Here is a 16,877-nt window from a genome sequence, read left to right as displayed (position 1 = left end):
GGTCACACGCTCCGGCCGTACTTCGCCCGCATCTGCTCGGGCGATTCGAGGTGGCCCTGGTCGATCAGGTACTGCAGGACCAGGTGGGCCTGCTTCTCGTCGGCCGGCGGGCAGACGACGTCGCTGCCGCGCAGGGCGCGCAGGGTGTTGCGGCATTCGACCTCCGGCTGCACCAGGTGGATGAGCCGGGGGTCCAGCGACTCCTGCGGGTCGGCCTCGGCGTCGCGGATGAGGGGGACCATCGAGTACAGCGGGTGTCCGGGCGGGACCTCCAGGGCCCGTTCGCGGGCGTCCTCGAAGGGCACGATGTCGAAGTCGTAGCCGAAGGTCCTGATCCAGTCGCAGAACTTGCGGATGCTGACCGGCGCGGGGTTGAACAGGTGGTAGAAGTCGCCGATGGCGTCCGGCTGGAGCGAGATGTGCACGGTGGCGTCGGCCACGTAGTCGACGGGCACGGCGTCGAGGATGCGCGGGTACTCCGGGACGATGCCCATGGCGGCGAAGCCGCGGAAGGAGACGACGAGGTAGTCCTCGGCCTGGGTGGCGCCGGTGGCGGTGTGGCCGAGGATGAGGCCGGGCCGGTAGATGCTGACGGGGACGCCGCGTTCGCGGGCGATGTCGGCGATCTTCTCGGCCACCCACTTGCTGCCGGTGTAGCCGCCGGGGTCGTCGTTGGGGCGGGCGAGGGCCGTCGCGTCCTCCAGGAGCGGGCGCGGCATGTGCGAGGCGAGGACGACGTCCGCGGTGGAGATGTGGTGGAAGGCCTTGAGCCGGGTGGTGCAGGCCAGCCGCAGCAGTTCCTGGGTGCCGCCGACGTTGGGCTTGCGCAGCGCCGAGTACGGATAGACGAAGTTGACGGTGGCGCCGCTGTGGTAGACGGCGTCGAGGGTGCCGGCGAGTTCGGTCCACTTCTCCTCGGAGAGCCCGACGCGGGGCCGGCCGAGGTCGCCGGGCAGCGGCCGGATCCGGGCGGCGTAGCTCTCGTCCCAGATCAGGTAGCGCTGCATCGTCTCGCGCAGCCGCCCGAGGGCGGCGGTCTCGTCGGCGGCCCGGACCAGGCAGTACACGTCGGCGCGGGTGCGCCGCAGCAGCGACTGGAGCATGAACGCCCCGAGGTAGCCGGTGGCCCCGGTCAGCAGGACGGCGCGGGGGTCGAAGCACCGCGCGTGCGGGAGGCCGTCGGGCCGGATGTCGTCGGCGAGGACGGCGTCCTTCTCCAGCATCCGGATCTGCCGGTCGACCAGGGCCTCGCGCAGGTCGCCGCTGCGGTGCTCCTGCACGGCCGCCGCGACGCCCTCGACGGTGGGCGTCTTGAACAGCTGGTGCACGGGCAGGTCGATCTCGAACCGGTTGACGAGCTGGGACGCGAGCCGGGCCAGCATCAGCGACGAGCCGCCCGCCTCGAAGAAGTCCTGGTCGACGCCGACCGCCGGGAGCTGGAGCGCCTTGGCGAACAGGGCCGCGATCTCGGTCTCCAGCTCGGTGCGCGGCTGGGCGAGGGCGCCGGTGTCGACGGTGCTCACGTCGCCGGGGGCGGGGAGGGCCTTGCGGTCGATCTTGCCGTTGGGGGTCTTCGGGAACTCGTCCAGGACGACGATCACGGACGGCACCATGTAGGCGGGCATGGACTCGGCGAGGTGGGCCTGGAGGGTGTGCGGGCGCAGCTCGCTGCCGCGGGTGCGGGCCACGTAGCCGATGAGCCGGCGGTCGCCACTGGCCTCCTCGCGGGCCACGGCCACGGACTCGCGGACCTCGGGGTGGCCGGTCAGCGCGGTCTCGACCTCGCCGAGTTCGATCCGGTAGCCGCGGATCTTGACCTGGGTGTCGGCCCGGCCGAGGAACTCGATGGTGCCGTCGGCGGTGTACCGGCCGAGGTCGCCGGTGCGGTACAGGCGCCGGCCGGGGGCGCCGAACGGGTCGGGCACGAACCGGTCGGCGGTCAGTCCGGGACGGCCGTGGTAGCCGCGGGCGAGGCCGACGCCGCCGACGCAGATGTGCCCGGCCACTCCGGGCGGCACCGGCTGGGCGTTGTCGTCGAGGATGTAGGCGGTGAGGTTGGCGACCGGCCGGCCGATGGGCGCCGCCTCGGGGTCCTCGGTGCGCTCGCACACCCAGGCGGTGGAGTCGACGGTGGTCTCGGTGGGGCCGTAGAAGTTGATGAGTTCGGCGTTCCTCACCCGGGAGAAGACGCTGCGCTGGAGGGCGCCGGTCAGGGCCTCGGCGCCGCTCTGGACGTAGCGCAGTTTGGTGCAGCGCTCGATGCCGGGCTCCTCCATCAGCACGGAGTTGAGCGAGGGCACCGCCGCGTAGACGGTGATCTCCTCCTCTTCGAGGAGCCGGACCAGGGCCTTGGCGTCGTACTTCTGTCCGGGCGGGGTGATGATCACGCTCGCGCCGGCGAGCAGCGGCCAGAAGGTGGCCCACAGGGAGGGGTCGAAGCTGAAGGAGTGGTTCTGCAGGACCCGGTCGTCGGGGCCGAGCGGCCAGCGGCGCTGCCGCCAGGTGAGGTTGTTGACGGCGCCGCGGTGGGTGAGCATCACGCCCTTGGGGCGGCCGGTGGAGCCGGAGGTGTAGATGAGGTAGGCGAGCTGCCCGGGGTCCACCTCGACGTCCGGGCGGTGCCGGGGCGAGCGGGCGATCCGCGGCCAGTCCTCGTCGATGAGGACGCGTTCGCGGTCGAAGACGAGGCCCCGGGTCAGTTCCCACTGGGTGATGAGGACCTGGGTGTCGCTGTCGGTCAGCAGATAGCCGAGGCGTTCGGCCGGGTACTCGGGGTCGAGGGGCACGTAGGCGCCGCCCGCCTTGAGCACGGCGAGCATGGCGATCACCATCTCCACGGAGCGTTCCAGGCAGATCGCCACCCGGGACTCGGTGCCGACCCCTCGGTCGCGCAGGTGGTGGGCGAGCTGGTTGGCCCGTTCGTCGAGGTCCCGGTAGGTGACAGAGACTCCGCCGCAGCTGACGGCGAGGGCGTCGGGAGTGCGTGCGGCCTGCGCCTCGACCAGCTGGTGGATGCCCAGGTGTGCGGGGAATTCCTCCTCGGTCCGGTTCCAGGTGTGCAGCACCAGCTCGCGCTCGTCGGCGTCGAGCAGGGGCAGTTCGGCGACCGGCCGCCGGGGGGCGCGCACGGCCTCGTGGAGCAGGGTGGTCAGGTGGGAGAGCATCCGGCGGACGGTGCTCGCGTCGTGCAGGTCCGTGTTGTAGTCCAGGCGCAGCAGCAGCCCGTCCTCGTCGCGTACGGCCTGGAGCGCGAGGTCCACGACGGTCCGTCCGGCGGGCAGCGCCCGGGGGGTGACGGTCAGGTCCGGCGCGGCCAGCGACCAGCGGGCGTCGCGGAAGTCGAACATGGCCTGGAAGAAGGGGGTGCGGCTGACATCGCGGGAGGAACTCTGCAGTTCGTCCACGAGGGTGCCGAACAGGATCTCGGCGTGCGCGCCCGCCTCGGTGCGGGCCCGGTCGGTGAGGCGTACGGCGTCCTCGAAGCCGGGTTCGCCGGACAGGTCGGTGCGGATCACGAGGGTGTTCGCCGCGGGGCCGGCGAGGTCCGGCCAGCGCTCCCCGCGGACCGAGGTGCGCACGCCGACGGCTATGTCGGACTGCCCGGCGTACCGGGACAGCAGCGTCTGGAACGCGGCGAGGAGCACGGACTCGCCGTCGGCGCCCAGCCGCTCGGCGAGCCGGTCCAGGTCCGCCGCGGCCGCCGGGGACACGGCGGCGGTCACCGAGTCGCCCGGGTAGGTCTTGGCCGGGGGACGGCGCCGGTCGGTGGGCAACTGCAGGACGGGGACCCCGGCGAGCCGCTGCCGCCAGTGGTCGAGCTGCCGCGCGGTCTCCGGGGCCTCGGTCCGCTCCAGCCGCCAGCGGGCGTAGTCGCTGTACGGGGCGGCGGCGGGCGCGGGGGCGTCCGCGCCGCCGGTGAGGACCCGGCGGTACTCGGCGACGAGGTCGCGGATCAGCAGGTCCGGGGTCCACTCGTCGGCGATCAGCTCGTGCGCGGTGAGCAGCAGCACATGGTCGGTCGCCGAGGTGCGCAGCAGGAGCACCCGGAGCAGTTGCCCGGCGAACGGGTCCAGCGGGGTGTCGAATTCGGCCCGGGTGTGCCGGGCGAGGAACTCCTCGGCGGACTCGCCGGCCGTGGGGGTGTGCTCCACGAGGCGGGCCTCGCTGACGGTGTGCACCACCCGCACCACGCGCCCGGCGAGTTCGGTGAAGGAGCTGCGCAGCAGTTCGTGCCGGCCGGTCAGGGCGGCCAGGGCCTGCTGGAGGGCGGCGACGTCGAGGGCGCCGCTCAGCCGGTAGCCGCTGACGCGGTGGACCGGCATCCCCGGCTCCATGTTCATGAGCATCAGCAGACGCCGCTGCTCCGGGGAGAGGCTGGCCGCGTGCTCGACGTTCTGCGAGGACAGTAACCGGGCGAGGAGTTCGCCGTGGGCCTGGTTCGGCTCGTCGATGGATGTGGTCACTTCTCTTCCTCCTGCGAATGGTCGAGCGACTCGCGCGTGACGGACGCGTATGCGTGGAGCAGCCGGTCGAGCTGTGTGTCGTCCACCTCGTCGAGGAACGACTGGATGCGACGGGACTCCTCGTCGGCTCCCAGCTGTTTCTGCCGGCCCTCGGCGATCAGGGCCGCGAACCGGGCCGGGGTGGCCTCGGTGAACACCTCGCGGACGGGGACGCGGACCCGGAATCGCTCACCGAGGATGTGGGCCATACGACCGGCGAGAAGGGAGTCCCCGCCGAGTTCGAAGAAGTTGTCGTGGACGCCGATCTGCTCGGCCGGGAGATCGAGAAGGCCGGCCCAGATGCGGAGCACTTCCTCCTCGGTCTCGTCGCGCGGGCCGACCCGGTTTCCGGAGACGACGGTCAGGCGTTCCGCCGAGGGCAGCCGGCCTCGGTCGATCTTTCCGTTCGGGGTGCGCGGCAGCCGGTCCAGGAAGACGAACCCCGCCGGGACCATGTAGGCGGGAAGCCGCTGCGCCAGGAACTCCCGCAGGGCGCGGGCGAGTTCCGTGCCGGTGGGAGTCGTGCTGGTGGGGGCCGTGCCGGTGGGAGTCGTGCTGGTGGGGGCCGTGTCGGCCGGTACCGCGTATCCCACGAGCCGGTCGCCGGTCGGGCCGTCGGACCGCACCTGGACGACGGCTTCGCGCACCGCCGGGTGGGCGTTCAACTGGGTCTCGATCTCGCCGAGTTCGATGCGGAAGCCGCGTACCTTGACCTGATGGTCCGCCCGGCCCACGAACTCCAGATGCGTGGCGTGCTGACGCACCAGGTCACCGGTCCGGTAGAGCCGAGCGCCCGGCTCGTCACCGAAGGGATCGGGCAGGAACCGCTCCGCCGTCAGCGACGGACGCCCCCGATAGCCACGGGCGACCCCCGCACCACCGATGCACAACTCCCCCAAAACCCCGAACGGCACCGGCCGCATCGCCGAATCCACCACGAGAACATGGGTGTTGTGGATCGGCCGGCCGATCGGCACCGGGTCCAGCGTCCCCTCACCCAGCTCCGCACCCGTCGAATACGTCGTCGTCTCCGACGGACCGTACAGATTCAGCACCCGCCCCACACCCAGCGAGCGCAACCGGCCCACCAACTCCGCCGCGAACGGCTCCCCCGCCATACACACCGTCCCCACACCCGCAGGAAACCCACCCCCCGCCACCAACTCCGCCACCGCCGACGGCACCGCATTCACCAACGACACCGGCACACTCACCGACGACAACTCCAACGCATTCCCCACCAGCACCACCGACCCACCCGACGTCAACGGAGCGAACAACTCGAACACCGACAGGTCGAAACACACCGACGTCACCGCAGCCACCGCCGACAACTCGCCCGCGTCGAACGTCTCCCGCGCCCACGCCAGCAGATTCAGCACACTCCCCTGCGCGATCTCCACACCCTTCGGCACACCCGTCGACCCCGACGTGTACAACACATACGCCAGATCGCTCCTGCCGACCGCGACTCCCGGAGCAGCCACCGAGGCGGAGAAGTCCACCTCGCCCAGCAACACCACCGGACACCCGGCCTCCACACCCGCCGGCATCACACCCGCACGCGACACCACCACCGAAAGCCCCGCATCCCCCACCACCGCCACCGTCCGCGCCGCCGGATACACCGGATCCAACGGCACATACGCCGCCCCCGCCTTCCACACCCCCAACAACACCGCCACCAACTCCACCGACCGCGGCAGACACACACCTACGACATCCCCACGCCCCACCCCACGCGCGGCCAGCATCCCCGCCACACCCGAAGCCCACGCATCCAACTCCCCATACGACACCACACGCTCACCATCACGCACCGCCACCCGCCCCGGCCAAGCAGCCGCCACCCCCTCGAACACCCCATGCACCGACACCCCACCCACCGACGCCACCACACCCCGACCACCGGCCACCACCACCCCGCACTCCCCCTCGCCCAGGAGGGAGAGGTCGCTGACCGGGCGGTCCGGGTTCTCGGCGACGAACTCCAGGGCGCGCCGGTAGTGGCGGACGAGGCGTTCCACGCCGGCCCGGTCGAAGAGGGCCGTGTTGTACTCGGCGCGCAGGGCCAGCTCGTCCTCGCCGTCCACGACGAACAGCGAGAGGTCGAACTTCGCGGTGCCGCTGTCTCCGTCGATCCGGGTGAGTTCCACTCCGCCGAGGGAGAAGGTCGTGTACGCGCTGTCCTCCAGCGCGAACAGGGTCTGGAAGAGCGGGTTGTGGCCGGGGGTCCGCTCGGGGTGGAGTTCGGCGATCAGGTTCTCGAAGGGGACGGCCTGATGCGCGTAGGCGTCGAGGCAGGTGCGCCGGGTGCGGGCGATGAGTTCGGCGACGGTCGGGTCGCCGTCGAGGTCGCTGCGCAGCACCACGGTGTTGGCGAAGAACCCGATCGTCTGCTGGAGTTCGGGCCGGGTGCGGTTGGCCATCGGGGTGCCGACGAGGAAGTCGCTCTGGCCCGTGCTGCGTTCCAGCAGGAGTTGCAGCGCGCTGTACATGACCATGAACAGGGTGCTGTCGTGCTCTTGGGCGCGGCGCCGCAGGGCCCGGGAGAGGCCGGCCGGGAGGATGTCGCGGACGGTGTCGCCCTGGAAGGTCTGGACGGCCGGCCTGGGGTGGTCGGTGGGCAGGTGCAGCAGGGTCGGCGCGCCGTCGAGCCGCTCACGCCAGTGGTCGAGCAGGCCCCGGAACTCCTCGCTCTGCTCCCACTCCCGCTGCCAGACGGTGAAGTCGGCGTACTGGAGGCCGAGTTCGGGCAGTCTCGGTTCCTCGCCCGCGCTGATGGCCCGGTAGCTCTCGGCGAGTTCGGCCAGGAGCAGGGAGACGGACCAGGCGTCGGCGACGATGTGGTGCAGGGTGGCCAGCAGGATGTGGTGGCCGTCGGGCAGTTCGAGCAGGGTCATGCGCAGCAGCGGACCGTGCTCCAGCGAGAAGGGCCGCCGCGACTCGCGGGCGGAGATCCGGTGGGCCTCGGCGCGTCCGCCGTCCCCGTCGCGGTCCTCCACGGCGACCACCGACACGGTGACCTGGGCGCCGGGCACCACGGCCTGCACGAGTCGTCCCTCGTGGTGGACGATCCGGGTCCGCAGGGACTCGTGGCGGGCGACGACGTGGTTGAGGGCGCGCTGCAGCACGACCCGGTCGAGGCGGCCGTCGGCCTCGAAGGCGGCGTGCAGGTGGTAGGCCGCGCCTCCGGAGGCGTCGAGTTCCCGGAGGAACCACAGCCGTTCCTGGCCGGAGGAGGCCGGGAAGACGAAGGTACCGGTCAGGGCGTGCTCCGTGCTGCTCATCGTGGCGTTCCTCTCTGCGACGGATGCGGCTGGGGTCACCGTGGGGAGGCGCTGGGCCGGAAGGGCGTGCGGGCGGCCCGTGGGATGACCGCCGGCGGGGCGGTGGCGGTCCGGGCGTAGCGCGCGAGCTGTTCGACCGTCCGGGCCTCGAAGACGGCCCGCAGGGAGGCCTCGATGGCGAACTCCTTGCCGAGGAGCGCCGCGAGACGGCTGGCGAGGAGGGAGTTCCCGCCGATGTCGAAGAAGTTGTCGTGGACGCCGATCTCGTCGGCCGGGAGATCGAGAAGGCCGGCCACGATGCGGGTCACCCGCCGCTCGGTGTCGTCGCGGGGCGGGACGCGGTCACCGGAGCCCACGGTCAGGCGCTCGGCCGACGGGAGCCGGCCTCGGTCGATCTTTCCGTTCGGGGTGCGCGGCAGCCGGTCCAGGAAGACGAACCCCGCCGGGACCATGTAGGACGGGAGGCGCTGGGCGAGGAAGTCCCGCAGTTCGCGGGCGAGATGCCCGTCGCCGCTGCCGCCGGCCGGCACGACGTGACCCACCAGCCGGCGCCCGGCCTCGCCCTCGGCGCGGACCTGGACGACGGCCTCGCTCACGGCGGGATGCGCGCCGAGGACGGTTTCGATCTCGCCGAGTTCGATGCGGAAGCCGCGTACCTTGACCTGATGGTCCGCCCGGCCCACGAACTCCAGATGCGTGGCGTGCTGACGCACCAGGTCACCGGTCCGGTAGAGCCGAGCGCCCGGCTCGTCACCGAAGGGATCGGGCAGGAACCGCTCCGCCGTCAGCGACGGACGCCCCCGATAGCCACGGGCGACCCCCGCACCACCGATGCACAACTCCCCCAAAACCCCGAACGGCACCGGCCGCATCGCCGAATCCACCACGAGAACATGGGTGTTGTGGATCGGCCGGCCGATCGGCACCGGGTCCAGCGTCCCCTCACCCAGCTCCGCACCCGTCGAATACGTCGTCGTCTCCGACGGACCGTACAGATTCAGCACCCGCCCCACACCCAGCGAGCGCAACCGGCCCACCAACTCCGCCGCGAACGGCTCCCCCGCCATACACACCGTCCCCACACCCGCAGGAAACCCACCCCCCGCCACCAACTCCGCCACCGCCGACGGCACCGCATTCACCAACGACACCGGCACACTCACCGACGACAACTCCAACGCATTCCCCACCAGCACCACCGACCCACCCGACGTCAACGGAGCGAACAACTCGAACACCGACAGGTCGAAACACACCGACGTCACCGCAGCCACCGCCGACAACTCGCCCGCGTCGAACGTCTCCCGCGCCCACGCCAGCAGATTCAGCACACTCCCCTGCGCGATCTCCACACCCTTCGGCACACCCGTCGACCCCGACGTGTACAACACATACGCCAGATCGCTCCTGCCGACCGCGACTCCCGGAGCAGCCACCGAGGCGGAGAAGTCCACCTCGCCCAGCAACACCACCGGACACCCGGCCTCCACACCCGCCGGCATCACACCCGCACGCGACACCACCACCGAAAGCCCCGCATCCCCCACCACCGCCACCGTCCGCGCCGCCGGATACACCGGATCCAACGGCACATACGCCGCCCCCGCCTTCCACACCCCCAACAACACCGCCACCAACTCCACCGACCGCGGCAGACACACACCTACGACATCCCCACGCCCCACCCCACGCGCGGCCAGCATCCCCGCCACACCCGAAGCCCACGCATCCAACTCCCCATACGACACCACACGCTCACCATCACGCACCGCCACCCGCCCCGGCCAAGCAGCCGCCACCCCCTCGAACACCCCATGCACCGACACCCCACCCACCGACGCCACCACACCCCGACCACCGGCCACCACCACCCCGCACTCCCCCTCGCCCAGGAGGGAGAGGGCGGAGGTGCTGGAGTCGGGGGCGGCCACGGCGTGCCGGAGCAGGTGGGTGAACTGTGCGGCGAGGCGCGCCACGGTCGTGCGGGTCACCTGGGTGTGGTCGTAGGCGAACGTGCCGCGCAGGCGGTCGCCGACCTTGGCCATGGTGAGGGAGAGTCCGAACGGCGCCGGTGCGGGCGTCACGGGCACCGTTTCGGCGTCGTGGCCCGCCCACGCGGTCAGCGGGCCGGGGACGTTGAGGGCCGCCGGGGCCAGGTCGGCGCCGGCGCGGCTGCCGCCGCGGTACATCCCGAAGGAGACCTGGACCAGCGGTGTGCGGCCCGGGCGCCGTTCGGGGGCGAGCCGTCCGACCAGCAGGCCGAAGGGGAAGCGGTGGTGTTCCAGTGCCCCGGTCACCACGCCCGCGGTGCGCTGGAGCAGGGTGCGGAAGGCGGGGTCGTCCGTGAGGCCGACGCGCAGCGGGACGGTGTTCAGGCTGTAGCCGACGGCCGTGTCGGCGCCCGGCCAGGTGCGGTCGGCGACATGGGTGCCGACGACGAGGTCGTCCATGCCGGTGGTGCGGTGCAGGAGCGCGCAGAAGGCGGCGAGCAGGGTGGCGAAGACGGTCGTCCCGTGGTCGCGGGCGCATCGCTCGATGTCGGCGGTGAGGCGCGCGGGCAGCTCCACCTCGTGCACCGGGCCGGTGTCCGTCCGGCCGGCGGCGTCCGCGTGGTCCTCGGGCGCGGCTTCGGCCGGGAAGCGCAGCTCCGGCAGGGGGCCGGCCAACTGCCGCCGCCAGTAGGCCCAGTCGTCCTCGGCGGCGGGGCTGTCGAGGTAGTCCCGCTCGGCTGCGGTGTGGCGGCTGTGCGGGGTGGCGGGGGCGAGAATGGGTTCCCGGCCGTCGCGGGCCGCGGCCAGGAGTTCCGCCAGTTCGTCGGTGAGCAGGCTCAGCGACCAGTGGTCGGCGACGATGTGGTGCACCGCGATCAGCAGGACGCGGCTGTCGGGGGTCTCCTCGAACAGGGCGGCGCGCAGCAGCGGCCCGCGGGCCAGGTCGAAGGGGGCGGTGGCCTGGCGCTCCAGGAACCTGGCCAGTTCCTCGGGTCCGCCGGTGGCGGTCGTCCAGGCCAGGTCCTGGTGCGGGCGGACGACGCGTATCGGTTCGCCGTCGGCCGTGTCGAACACGGTGCGCAGGGCCTCGTGGCGGTCGGTCAGCCGCTGGAGGGCGTGCCGTACGGCCTCCGGGTCGAGCGGGCCGCGCAGCCGGACGGCGCGGGCGATGGTGTGGGCGGGGTCGCCGGGGTGGAGCCGGTCGAGCAGCCAGAGCGCGCGCTCGCCGTGCGTGACGACGGGGGTCGGGGCCCGCCCGGCCTCGGTGTCGTCGCCGGGGCGCGGTGCGCTGTCGGTCGTGGGTGTGCGCTCGGCCTGTTCCACCCGGTCGGCGAGGGCCTTGAGGCTGGTGCAGGCCATCAGGTCGGCGAGCGGGACGCGGACGCCGAGGTCGCTCTCCAGCCGTTGCCGGAAGGCGACGACGGCCAGGGAGTCGAGTCCGTGCTCGACCAGTCCGCCGTCCGCGTCCCCGGCGGGCGCGACGCCGCCGAGTTCGGTGATCAGCGCCGTCAGCCGGCCCCGGACTCCGTCCTCGGCGGGGCGGGGGCGGGCGGCGGCGGGCAGGAGCCGGGGCAGCGTGTCCTGCTCGTAGGCATCGCGGGTGGCGCTGCGCTGGATCTTTCCGCTGGAGGTCTTGGGCACCGAGCCGCGCTCGACCAGGACGACCTCGTCCAGGGCGAGTCGGCAGGCGGCGGTGACGGCCGCGCGGACGGCGTCGACGAGCGCCGGGGCGTCGGCGGGGGTGACCGCCGGGCGGACCTCGGCGACCAGGACGACACGGCCGTCCGCGGTCTGGACGGCGGCGCTGCAGCCGGGGCGCAGGCCGGGGTGGGCGGCCTCGGCGTTCTGCTCGACCTCCTGCGGGAAGTGGTTGCGTCCGCGCACGATCAGGACGTCCTTGCGGCGGCCGGAGACGAACAGCTCCCCGTCCGAGCGGAAGCCCAGGTCGCCGGTGCGCAGCCAGCGGACGCCCGGCCGGCCGGGCAGCGCGGCGCCGAAGGTGCGTGCGGTGGCCTCGGGCGCGTTCCAGTAGCCGCGGGCGACGCTGTTTCCGGTCACCCAGATCTCGCCCACCCGTCCGTCGGGCAGGGCGGCGCCGGTCTCGGGGTCCACGACGGCCACGTCGAGTCCGGGCACCGGGGCGCCGACGCCGACCAGTTCCAGCGGTCGGGGGCCGTCGGCCGCCGGTGCGGGCTGTGCCCTGACCGCCTCGTTCCGGGTGAGGGCGGCGCGGTCGAAGAGGGCCGGGGAGCGCTTCGCGCCCTTGGCCGGGCCCGCCACGATCAGGGTGCTCTCGGCGAGGCCGTAGCAGGGGTAGAAGGCGCTGCGGCGCAGGCCGGACGGCTCGAAGGCGCGCAGGAAGGCGTCGATGGTGTCGGGGCGGATGGGTTCGGCGCCGCAGAAGGCGAGTTCCCAGGTGCTGAGGTCGAGTCGAGCGCGCTGTTCGGGGGTGGTGCGGCGGACGCACAGCTCGTAGGCGAAGTTCGGGCCGCCGCTGCACGTGGCCCGGGTGTCGGAGATCAGCTTGAGCCAGCTGACGGGGTCCTGGAGGAAGTCCTGCGGGGACATCAGGCCGACGGGGAAGCCGCAGCGGACGGGGGCGAGGATGCCGCCGATGAGTCCCATGTCGTGATACGGCGGCAGCCAGATCGCCCCGCGGCTGCCGGAGTGCAGGGCGAAGGCGTCGGCGATGGCCGCGGTGTTGTGGAGCAGGTTGGCGTGGGTCAGGACGACGCCCTTGGGGTCCGCGGTGGAGCCGGAGGTGTACTGGAGGAAGGCCGGCTCGTCCGGCCGTACGTCCACCGGGGTCCAGGAGGGGTCCGGGGAGTTCTCGGCCTCGGCGGCGTCGGGGGTGCCCAGCCAGGACAGTTCCCGCAGCTCGGGAAAGTCCTGGCTGAGCGTGCGGACGTCGGCGACGAGGTCCCGGGTGGTCAGCGCCAGCCGGGCACCGGAGTCCCGGGCGATGGCGCGGATCCGGCCGAGCGACCGCTCCCAGCGGGCGAGGTCCGGCGGGTAGACGGGCACCGCGAGCACCCCGGCGTACAGGCAGCCGAAGAAGGCGGCGACGTACTCGGGGCCGGGCGGGTAGAGGAGCAGGGCCCGTTCCCCGCGGGCGTCCCCGAGCTGCTGTGCGACCGCGCGCGCCGCCCGGTCGAGTCCGGCGTAGTCCGTCCGGTGCGTGTCCGGCCCGCCGGTGGCGCCGGCGGCCCGGTGGAAGGTGAACGCCTCGTCGGCCGGGCGGGTGCGGGCCCGCTCCTGCAGCAGTTCGGAGAACGTCAGCACGTCAACCTCTCAGGAACGTTCGAGTCGTTGTCCGTCACGGAGGACGGCGCGGCTCACCTGCCGGACGAGCGCGCCGGGCCGGATCAGCGGGAGCAGTCCCGGATGGCGGCTCGCGTACCGGAGGAACCGGCCGGCGAGCCGGGCCGCGGTCTCACGCCTGGTGGCCACGGCCGGCCGCGGAGTACCGGATCAGGTACATGTGGGAGTAGCCGGTGGGTGTGGTGGCGGTCAGGTCCAGGCCCGCCGCGCGCCCGATCTCGCGGAACTCCTCGAGGGTGCGCTCCTTGCCGCCGAGCAGCAGCAGGATGCGCAGGTTGGCGTCGGCGACGTGGATCTGGTGCTGGTCCTCGGCGGAGAGGATGCGTTCGAGGACCAGGACGTCGCCGTCGGGGCCGGCGGCCTCGGCGCAGCGGCGCAGGATGCGGATCGCGTCCTGCTGGTTCCAGTTGCGCAGGATGTTGGTGAGGACGTAGACGTCGCCGCCCTGCGGCATGGGGTCGAACAGGCTCTGCCGGACGAGGGTGCAGCGGTCGCCGATGGGGCCGAGGGAGCCGGCGGCCGAGGTCGCCGTCTCGCGCGGGTCCTCGACCAGGATGCCGCGCATGTCGGGGAAGTGGGTGAGGAGTTCGTGCAGGAGGGTGCCGGCTCCGGTGCCGCCGCCGACGTCCACGATGAGCTTGTGCGCGCCCCAGTCGAAGGAGTCGCGGATGTCGGGGCCGAACCAGCGGGTGTGGTCCGCCATGAGCGTGTTGAAGGACAGCTCGGGGTCGGGGTAGTCGTCCTGGTCCTCCCAGAACCGCCGGCCGAACACGTCCTCGTAGACGGTCCTGCCGGTGCGCACGCCCTGTTCCAGGCGGGCGGTGACGGCGTCCAGCTTGGCCCCGAAGCCGTTCTGGTCGAGGAAGCGGCGCAGCTTCATGGGGTGGTCGTCGCGGAAGAACTCGCCCAGTTCGGTGACCTGGTACTCGCCGGGGGCCTCCTCGCAAAAGACGCCGAGCACGGAGAGGTAGCGCAGCAGCCGGCCGAGGACGTCGGGGTCGCTGCCGGTGAGCTGGGCGAGTTCGGACACCTTGGTGGTGCCGGCGGCGATGTGGTCCGGCAGCCGGAGGGTCGAGGCGACCCGGACGGCCCACGGCCCCATCAGACTGGAGATCTTGGCGACCTCATTGGCCAGTTCCTGGTCCACAGACTGCTGTTCCGTCATCCGCTGCCTCCGCATGTCGGGCCGTTCCCGAAGGGGCCGTTGCCTTTCCTCTGGAATGGTGGCGGGGAAAGCGGCGCCCGCGGGGACCGCGGACAGAAAGGCGACCGAGAATCCGGGGGGAATGGAAAAGAGGGCCCGCCACGGAAGTGACGGGCCCTCGTGGGGCGGCCGGTGAGAAAGCCGGGACGCCCGAAGAACATCAACCGCGCGCCGGATCAGCGGGGTTTGCGTCCGGATATCAGCAGGAATCCCATTTCCTGGAGATCGTCGGCCTGTTCGGTGACCGCGATGACCTCGTCCAGTTCCTTCTCGCCCATGACGGGGGCGAGGGCGTCTCGCGACGCCCTGAGCAGCCGGGCGTAACGGGCGCGGGTGGGCCACACGTGGGGGCTGATGTCCTCGGTGCCGGCCGGTTCGATGCCCGCCGCCCTCAGTTCCGCGAGATACGCGTCGAGGTCGGTGAGGGTCTCCACCATGGCGATGCGGCGCAGGTCGGCCAGGATCGGTTCCTTCTCGTGCGGCACCGGCGCGCGCAGATAGAAGTCGGAGCCCTCGAAGCGCCCGCCGGGCTTCAGCACCCGGCTGATCTCGCGCAGCGCGAGCGGCCGGTCCGGGATCTGGTAGAGGAACTCCATCGAGCAGACCGCGTCGAAGGAGTCGTCGGGGAAGGGCAGCGCCATCACGTTGCCGTAGCGGAAGGAGACCCGGTCGGCGAGGTCTTCGGCGGCCGCGGCGGCGTTGGCGAGTTCGATCTCCGACTCGGTGATGGACACCCCGACCACGGCCGCCCCGCTCGCCTTGGCCAGCCGGATGCCGGGGGCGCCGATCCCGCACCCGAGGTCGAGCACCCGCTCCCCGGGCCGGGCGTCGATCCGGCCGATGAGCAGGTCGGTCATCCGGTCGGCCGCCTCGGTGATCGGGGCGTTCGGCGGGAGGTCCTTCCAGTAGCCGTGGTGGAGGGTCGATTCCAGCGCGCGGGACACCTCGGTGTAGGAGCCGGCCCAGTCCTCGTCGCCGCCCTCCCCGACGCCCTCGTCGCCGTCGCCGGTCCGTTCCCCGCCGGTCAGGTCCCGCCTGACCTTGCGCGCGATGGGTTCGAGCGCGGGCCAGGGGAAAGTGTCGGGCACGCTCAGGCCCCGGTCGGCGAGGTAGCGTGCGGCCGCCCGCTCGACCTGGGCCACGTCCCCGTGCATCCGGGAGATCACCCGGGCCGGGCGGAACGCCCAGCCGCCGTCCTCGCCCACCAGGTCACCGGTGACGGCCAGGGTGTGCTGGACGTCGAAGTTGTCGTCGTGGGTGTGCCAGAGCAGCCAGGCCGGTCCGGCGACGGCGGGCACGCCCTCGGGGATCTGGACGTGGAAGAGGTCGCGGGCGCGGTCCTGGCGCGCGTACGTCCGGACGCTGAAGGGGAATCCGTCCGGGTCGCGGAAGCTCAGCACGGGGCGGGCGAAGAGGTGCAGGTGTGCGTCGATCTCGTCCCACAGGTTCACCGCACACGCTCCAGTCGCTGGTCGCCGTTCGGGTCGTGCCGCAGGGTGAAGACGCGTTCGGGGGCCACCGTGATCCGTACGCGCCACATGAAGGCCGGCGAGATCGACGCGTGGGCGTCCGGGCTGAGCGCCAGCGCCTCGATGGCGTAGGGCTTGCGCCGGAAGAACTCCTCCCAGAAGTCCTCCAGTCCGCTCACCCCGAGGACTTCCTCGCCGACCGTCGCGCGGCCCTGCACGAGGACGTCGGGGGGTGCGTGCAGTCCGCTGCCGGCGAATTCGGAGAAGAGCAGCGAGACCCGGTCGTCCCGCCGCATGTTGTAGATCTTCTTCGGCAGTCCGATCCCGGTGACGAGGTGGAACTCGGTGTTCTCCGGCCGCCACATGGCCATCACGGGGAAGGTGACCGGCCCGCCGTTCTTTCCGACGGTGGACAGTTCACAGGACAACGCTTTCTCGAATACGCGGGTGACTTCCTCGGGAAGACTGGCGGGCATGCGCTCTCCCAGGGCTGCGGACGGGCACGGGGCGGTGGAGCGGGTGGGAGCCGGGGGGACCGAGAGGCGGCGCGGGAGCGCCACCGTCGGCCCCGCAAGCCCGGATCAGGACCCGGCCGCGTTCTCCTGGAGGAACCACTGGCAGCCGTTGTAGCCGGCGGCCTCCAGCTGCTTGAGGCCCTCGACCTGGTCGGAGTTGGCCCACAGCTCGGCGACCTTGCCGTCCCGCAGGCGCAGGATGTCGGTGTGGTAGACCCGTATGAGCTTGCCGAGGGGGGCGCCGACGTCGGGCAGACCGCCGGCGTAGCGGCCGCTCATGAGCCAGCGCGCCGAGATCAGGTCGCCGTCGACGATGGGCCCCAGGACGAGGGTCGCCGTCAGGTCGTCGAAGAACGAGACGCCCTTGGTCCACCATTCGGTGAGTTCCTCGGCGCCGTTCACCTCGCGCTCGGGCCAGTGCCCGACGAAGTCCGGGGTGACGAGTTCCTCGATCGATTTCCTGATGGTCGGGGCGTCGCCGCCCCACACGTCCTGGAGCCAGCGAAGGTAGAGCTCCTGTGCGACTTCCCGCGACATGCAGGGTCCTCCTCGGGAACAGCAGGCAAGGGGGTTGCCCGATTCAAA

7 protein-coding genes are annotated in these 16,877 nt (G+C 72.2%); all 7 read right to left on the bottom strand.

Going from position 1 to position 16,877, the window contains the following annotated elements; translation table 11 throughout:
- Window positions 1-2 precede the first annotated feature (2 nt).
- The 7 genes from K7787_RS15620 to K7787_RS15590 all read right to left on the bottom strand — a co-directional run bounded on the left by K7787_RS15620 (window position 3) and on the right by K7787_RS15590 (window position 16,829).
- Window positions 3-4,463, bottom strand: coding sequence for a non-ribosomal peptide synthetase (locus tag K7787_RS15620; RefSeq protein ID WP_223001782.1), 4,461 nt, complete (start codon window positions 4,461-4,463; stop codon window positions 3-5).
- Window positions 4,460-7,792: a non-ribosomal peptide synthetase gene (locus tag K7787_RS15615; protein ID WP_223001781.1), complete on the bottom strand. Its 3,333-nt coding sequence runs from the start codon at window positions 7,790-7,792 to the stop codon at window positions 4,460-4,462. The genes K7787_RS15620 and K7787_RS15615 overlap by 4 nt, the downstream gene beginning before the upstream one ends.
- 35 nt (window positions 7,793-7,827) lie before the next feature.
- Window positions 7,828-13,065 carry a non-ribosomal peptide synthetase gene (locus tag K7787_RS15610; RefSeq protein WP_223001780.1) on the bottom strand — a complete coding sequence of 1,746 codons (5,238 nt, stop codon included), beginning with the start codon at window positions 13,063-13,065 and terminating at the stop codon, window positions 7,828-7,830.
- 151 nt (window positions 13,066-13,216) lie between these two features.
- Window positions 13,217-14,269, bottom strand: a complete 1,053-nt coding sequence (locus tag K7787_RS15605) for a methyltransferase (protein WP_247720929.1) — start codon at window positions 14,267-14,269, stop codon at window positions 13,217-13,219.
- A gap of 215 nt (window positions 14,270-14,484) precedes the next feature.
- Window positions 14,485-15,759 (bottom strand): methyltransferase domain-containing protein, encoded by a 1,275-nt coding sequence (locus tag K7787_RS32120; RefSeq protein ID WP_223001779.1) that lies wholly within the window; start codon window positions 15,757-15,759, stop codon window positions 14,485-14,487.
- Window positions 15,756-16,253, bottom strand: coding sequence for a pyridoxamine 5'-phosphate oxidase family protein (locus K7787_RS15595; RefSeq protein WP_009191810.1), 498 nt, complete (start codon window positions 16,251-16,253; stop codon window positions 15,756-15,758). The genes K7787_RS32120 and K7787_RS15595 overlap by 4 nt, the downstream gene beginning before the upstream one ends.
- Window positions 16,254-16,358: 105 nt before the next feature.
- Window positions 16,359-16,829: an ester cyclase gene (locus tag K7787_RS15590; protein ID WP_223001778.1), complete on the bottom strand. Its 471-nt coding sequence runs from the start codon at window positions 16,827-16,829 to the stop codon at window positions 16,359-16,361.
- Window positions 16,830-16,877: the final 48 nt, after the last annotated feature.

Origin of the sequence: Streptomyces sennicomposti (genome assembly GCF_019890635.1) — a bacterium.
Classification (GTDB): domain Bacteria; phylum Actinomycetota; class Actinomycetes; order Streptomycetales; family Streptomycetaceae; genus Streptomyces; species Streptomyces sennicomposti.
Note: the sequence above shows the minus strand (reverse complement) of the source record. Positions and strands in the feature narration are given on the sequence as shown.

Coding starts and splice junctions, on each gene's coding strand:
- K7787_RS15615 (WP_223001781.1), bottom strand. CDS start 7,792: ATGAGCAGCACGGAGCACGCCCTGACCGGTACCTTCGTCTTCCCGGCC.
- K7787_RS15590 (WP_223001778.1), bottom strand. CDS start 16,829: ATGTCGCGGGAAGTCGCACAGGAGCTCTACCTTCGCTGGCTCCAGGAC.
- K7787_RS15595 (WP_009191810.1), bottom strand. CDS start 16,253: ATGCCCGCCAGTCTTCCCGAGGAAGTCACCCGCGTATTCGAGAAAGCG.
- K7787_RS15605 (WP_247720929.1), bottom strand. CDS start 14,269: ATGACGGAACAGCAGTCTGTGGACCAGGAACTGGCCAATGAGGTCGCC.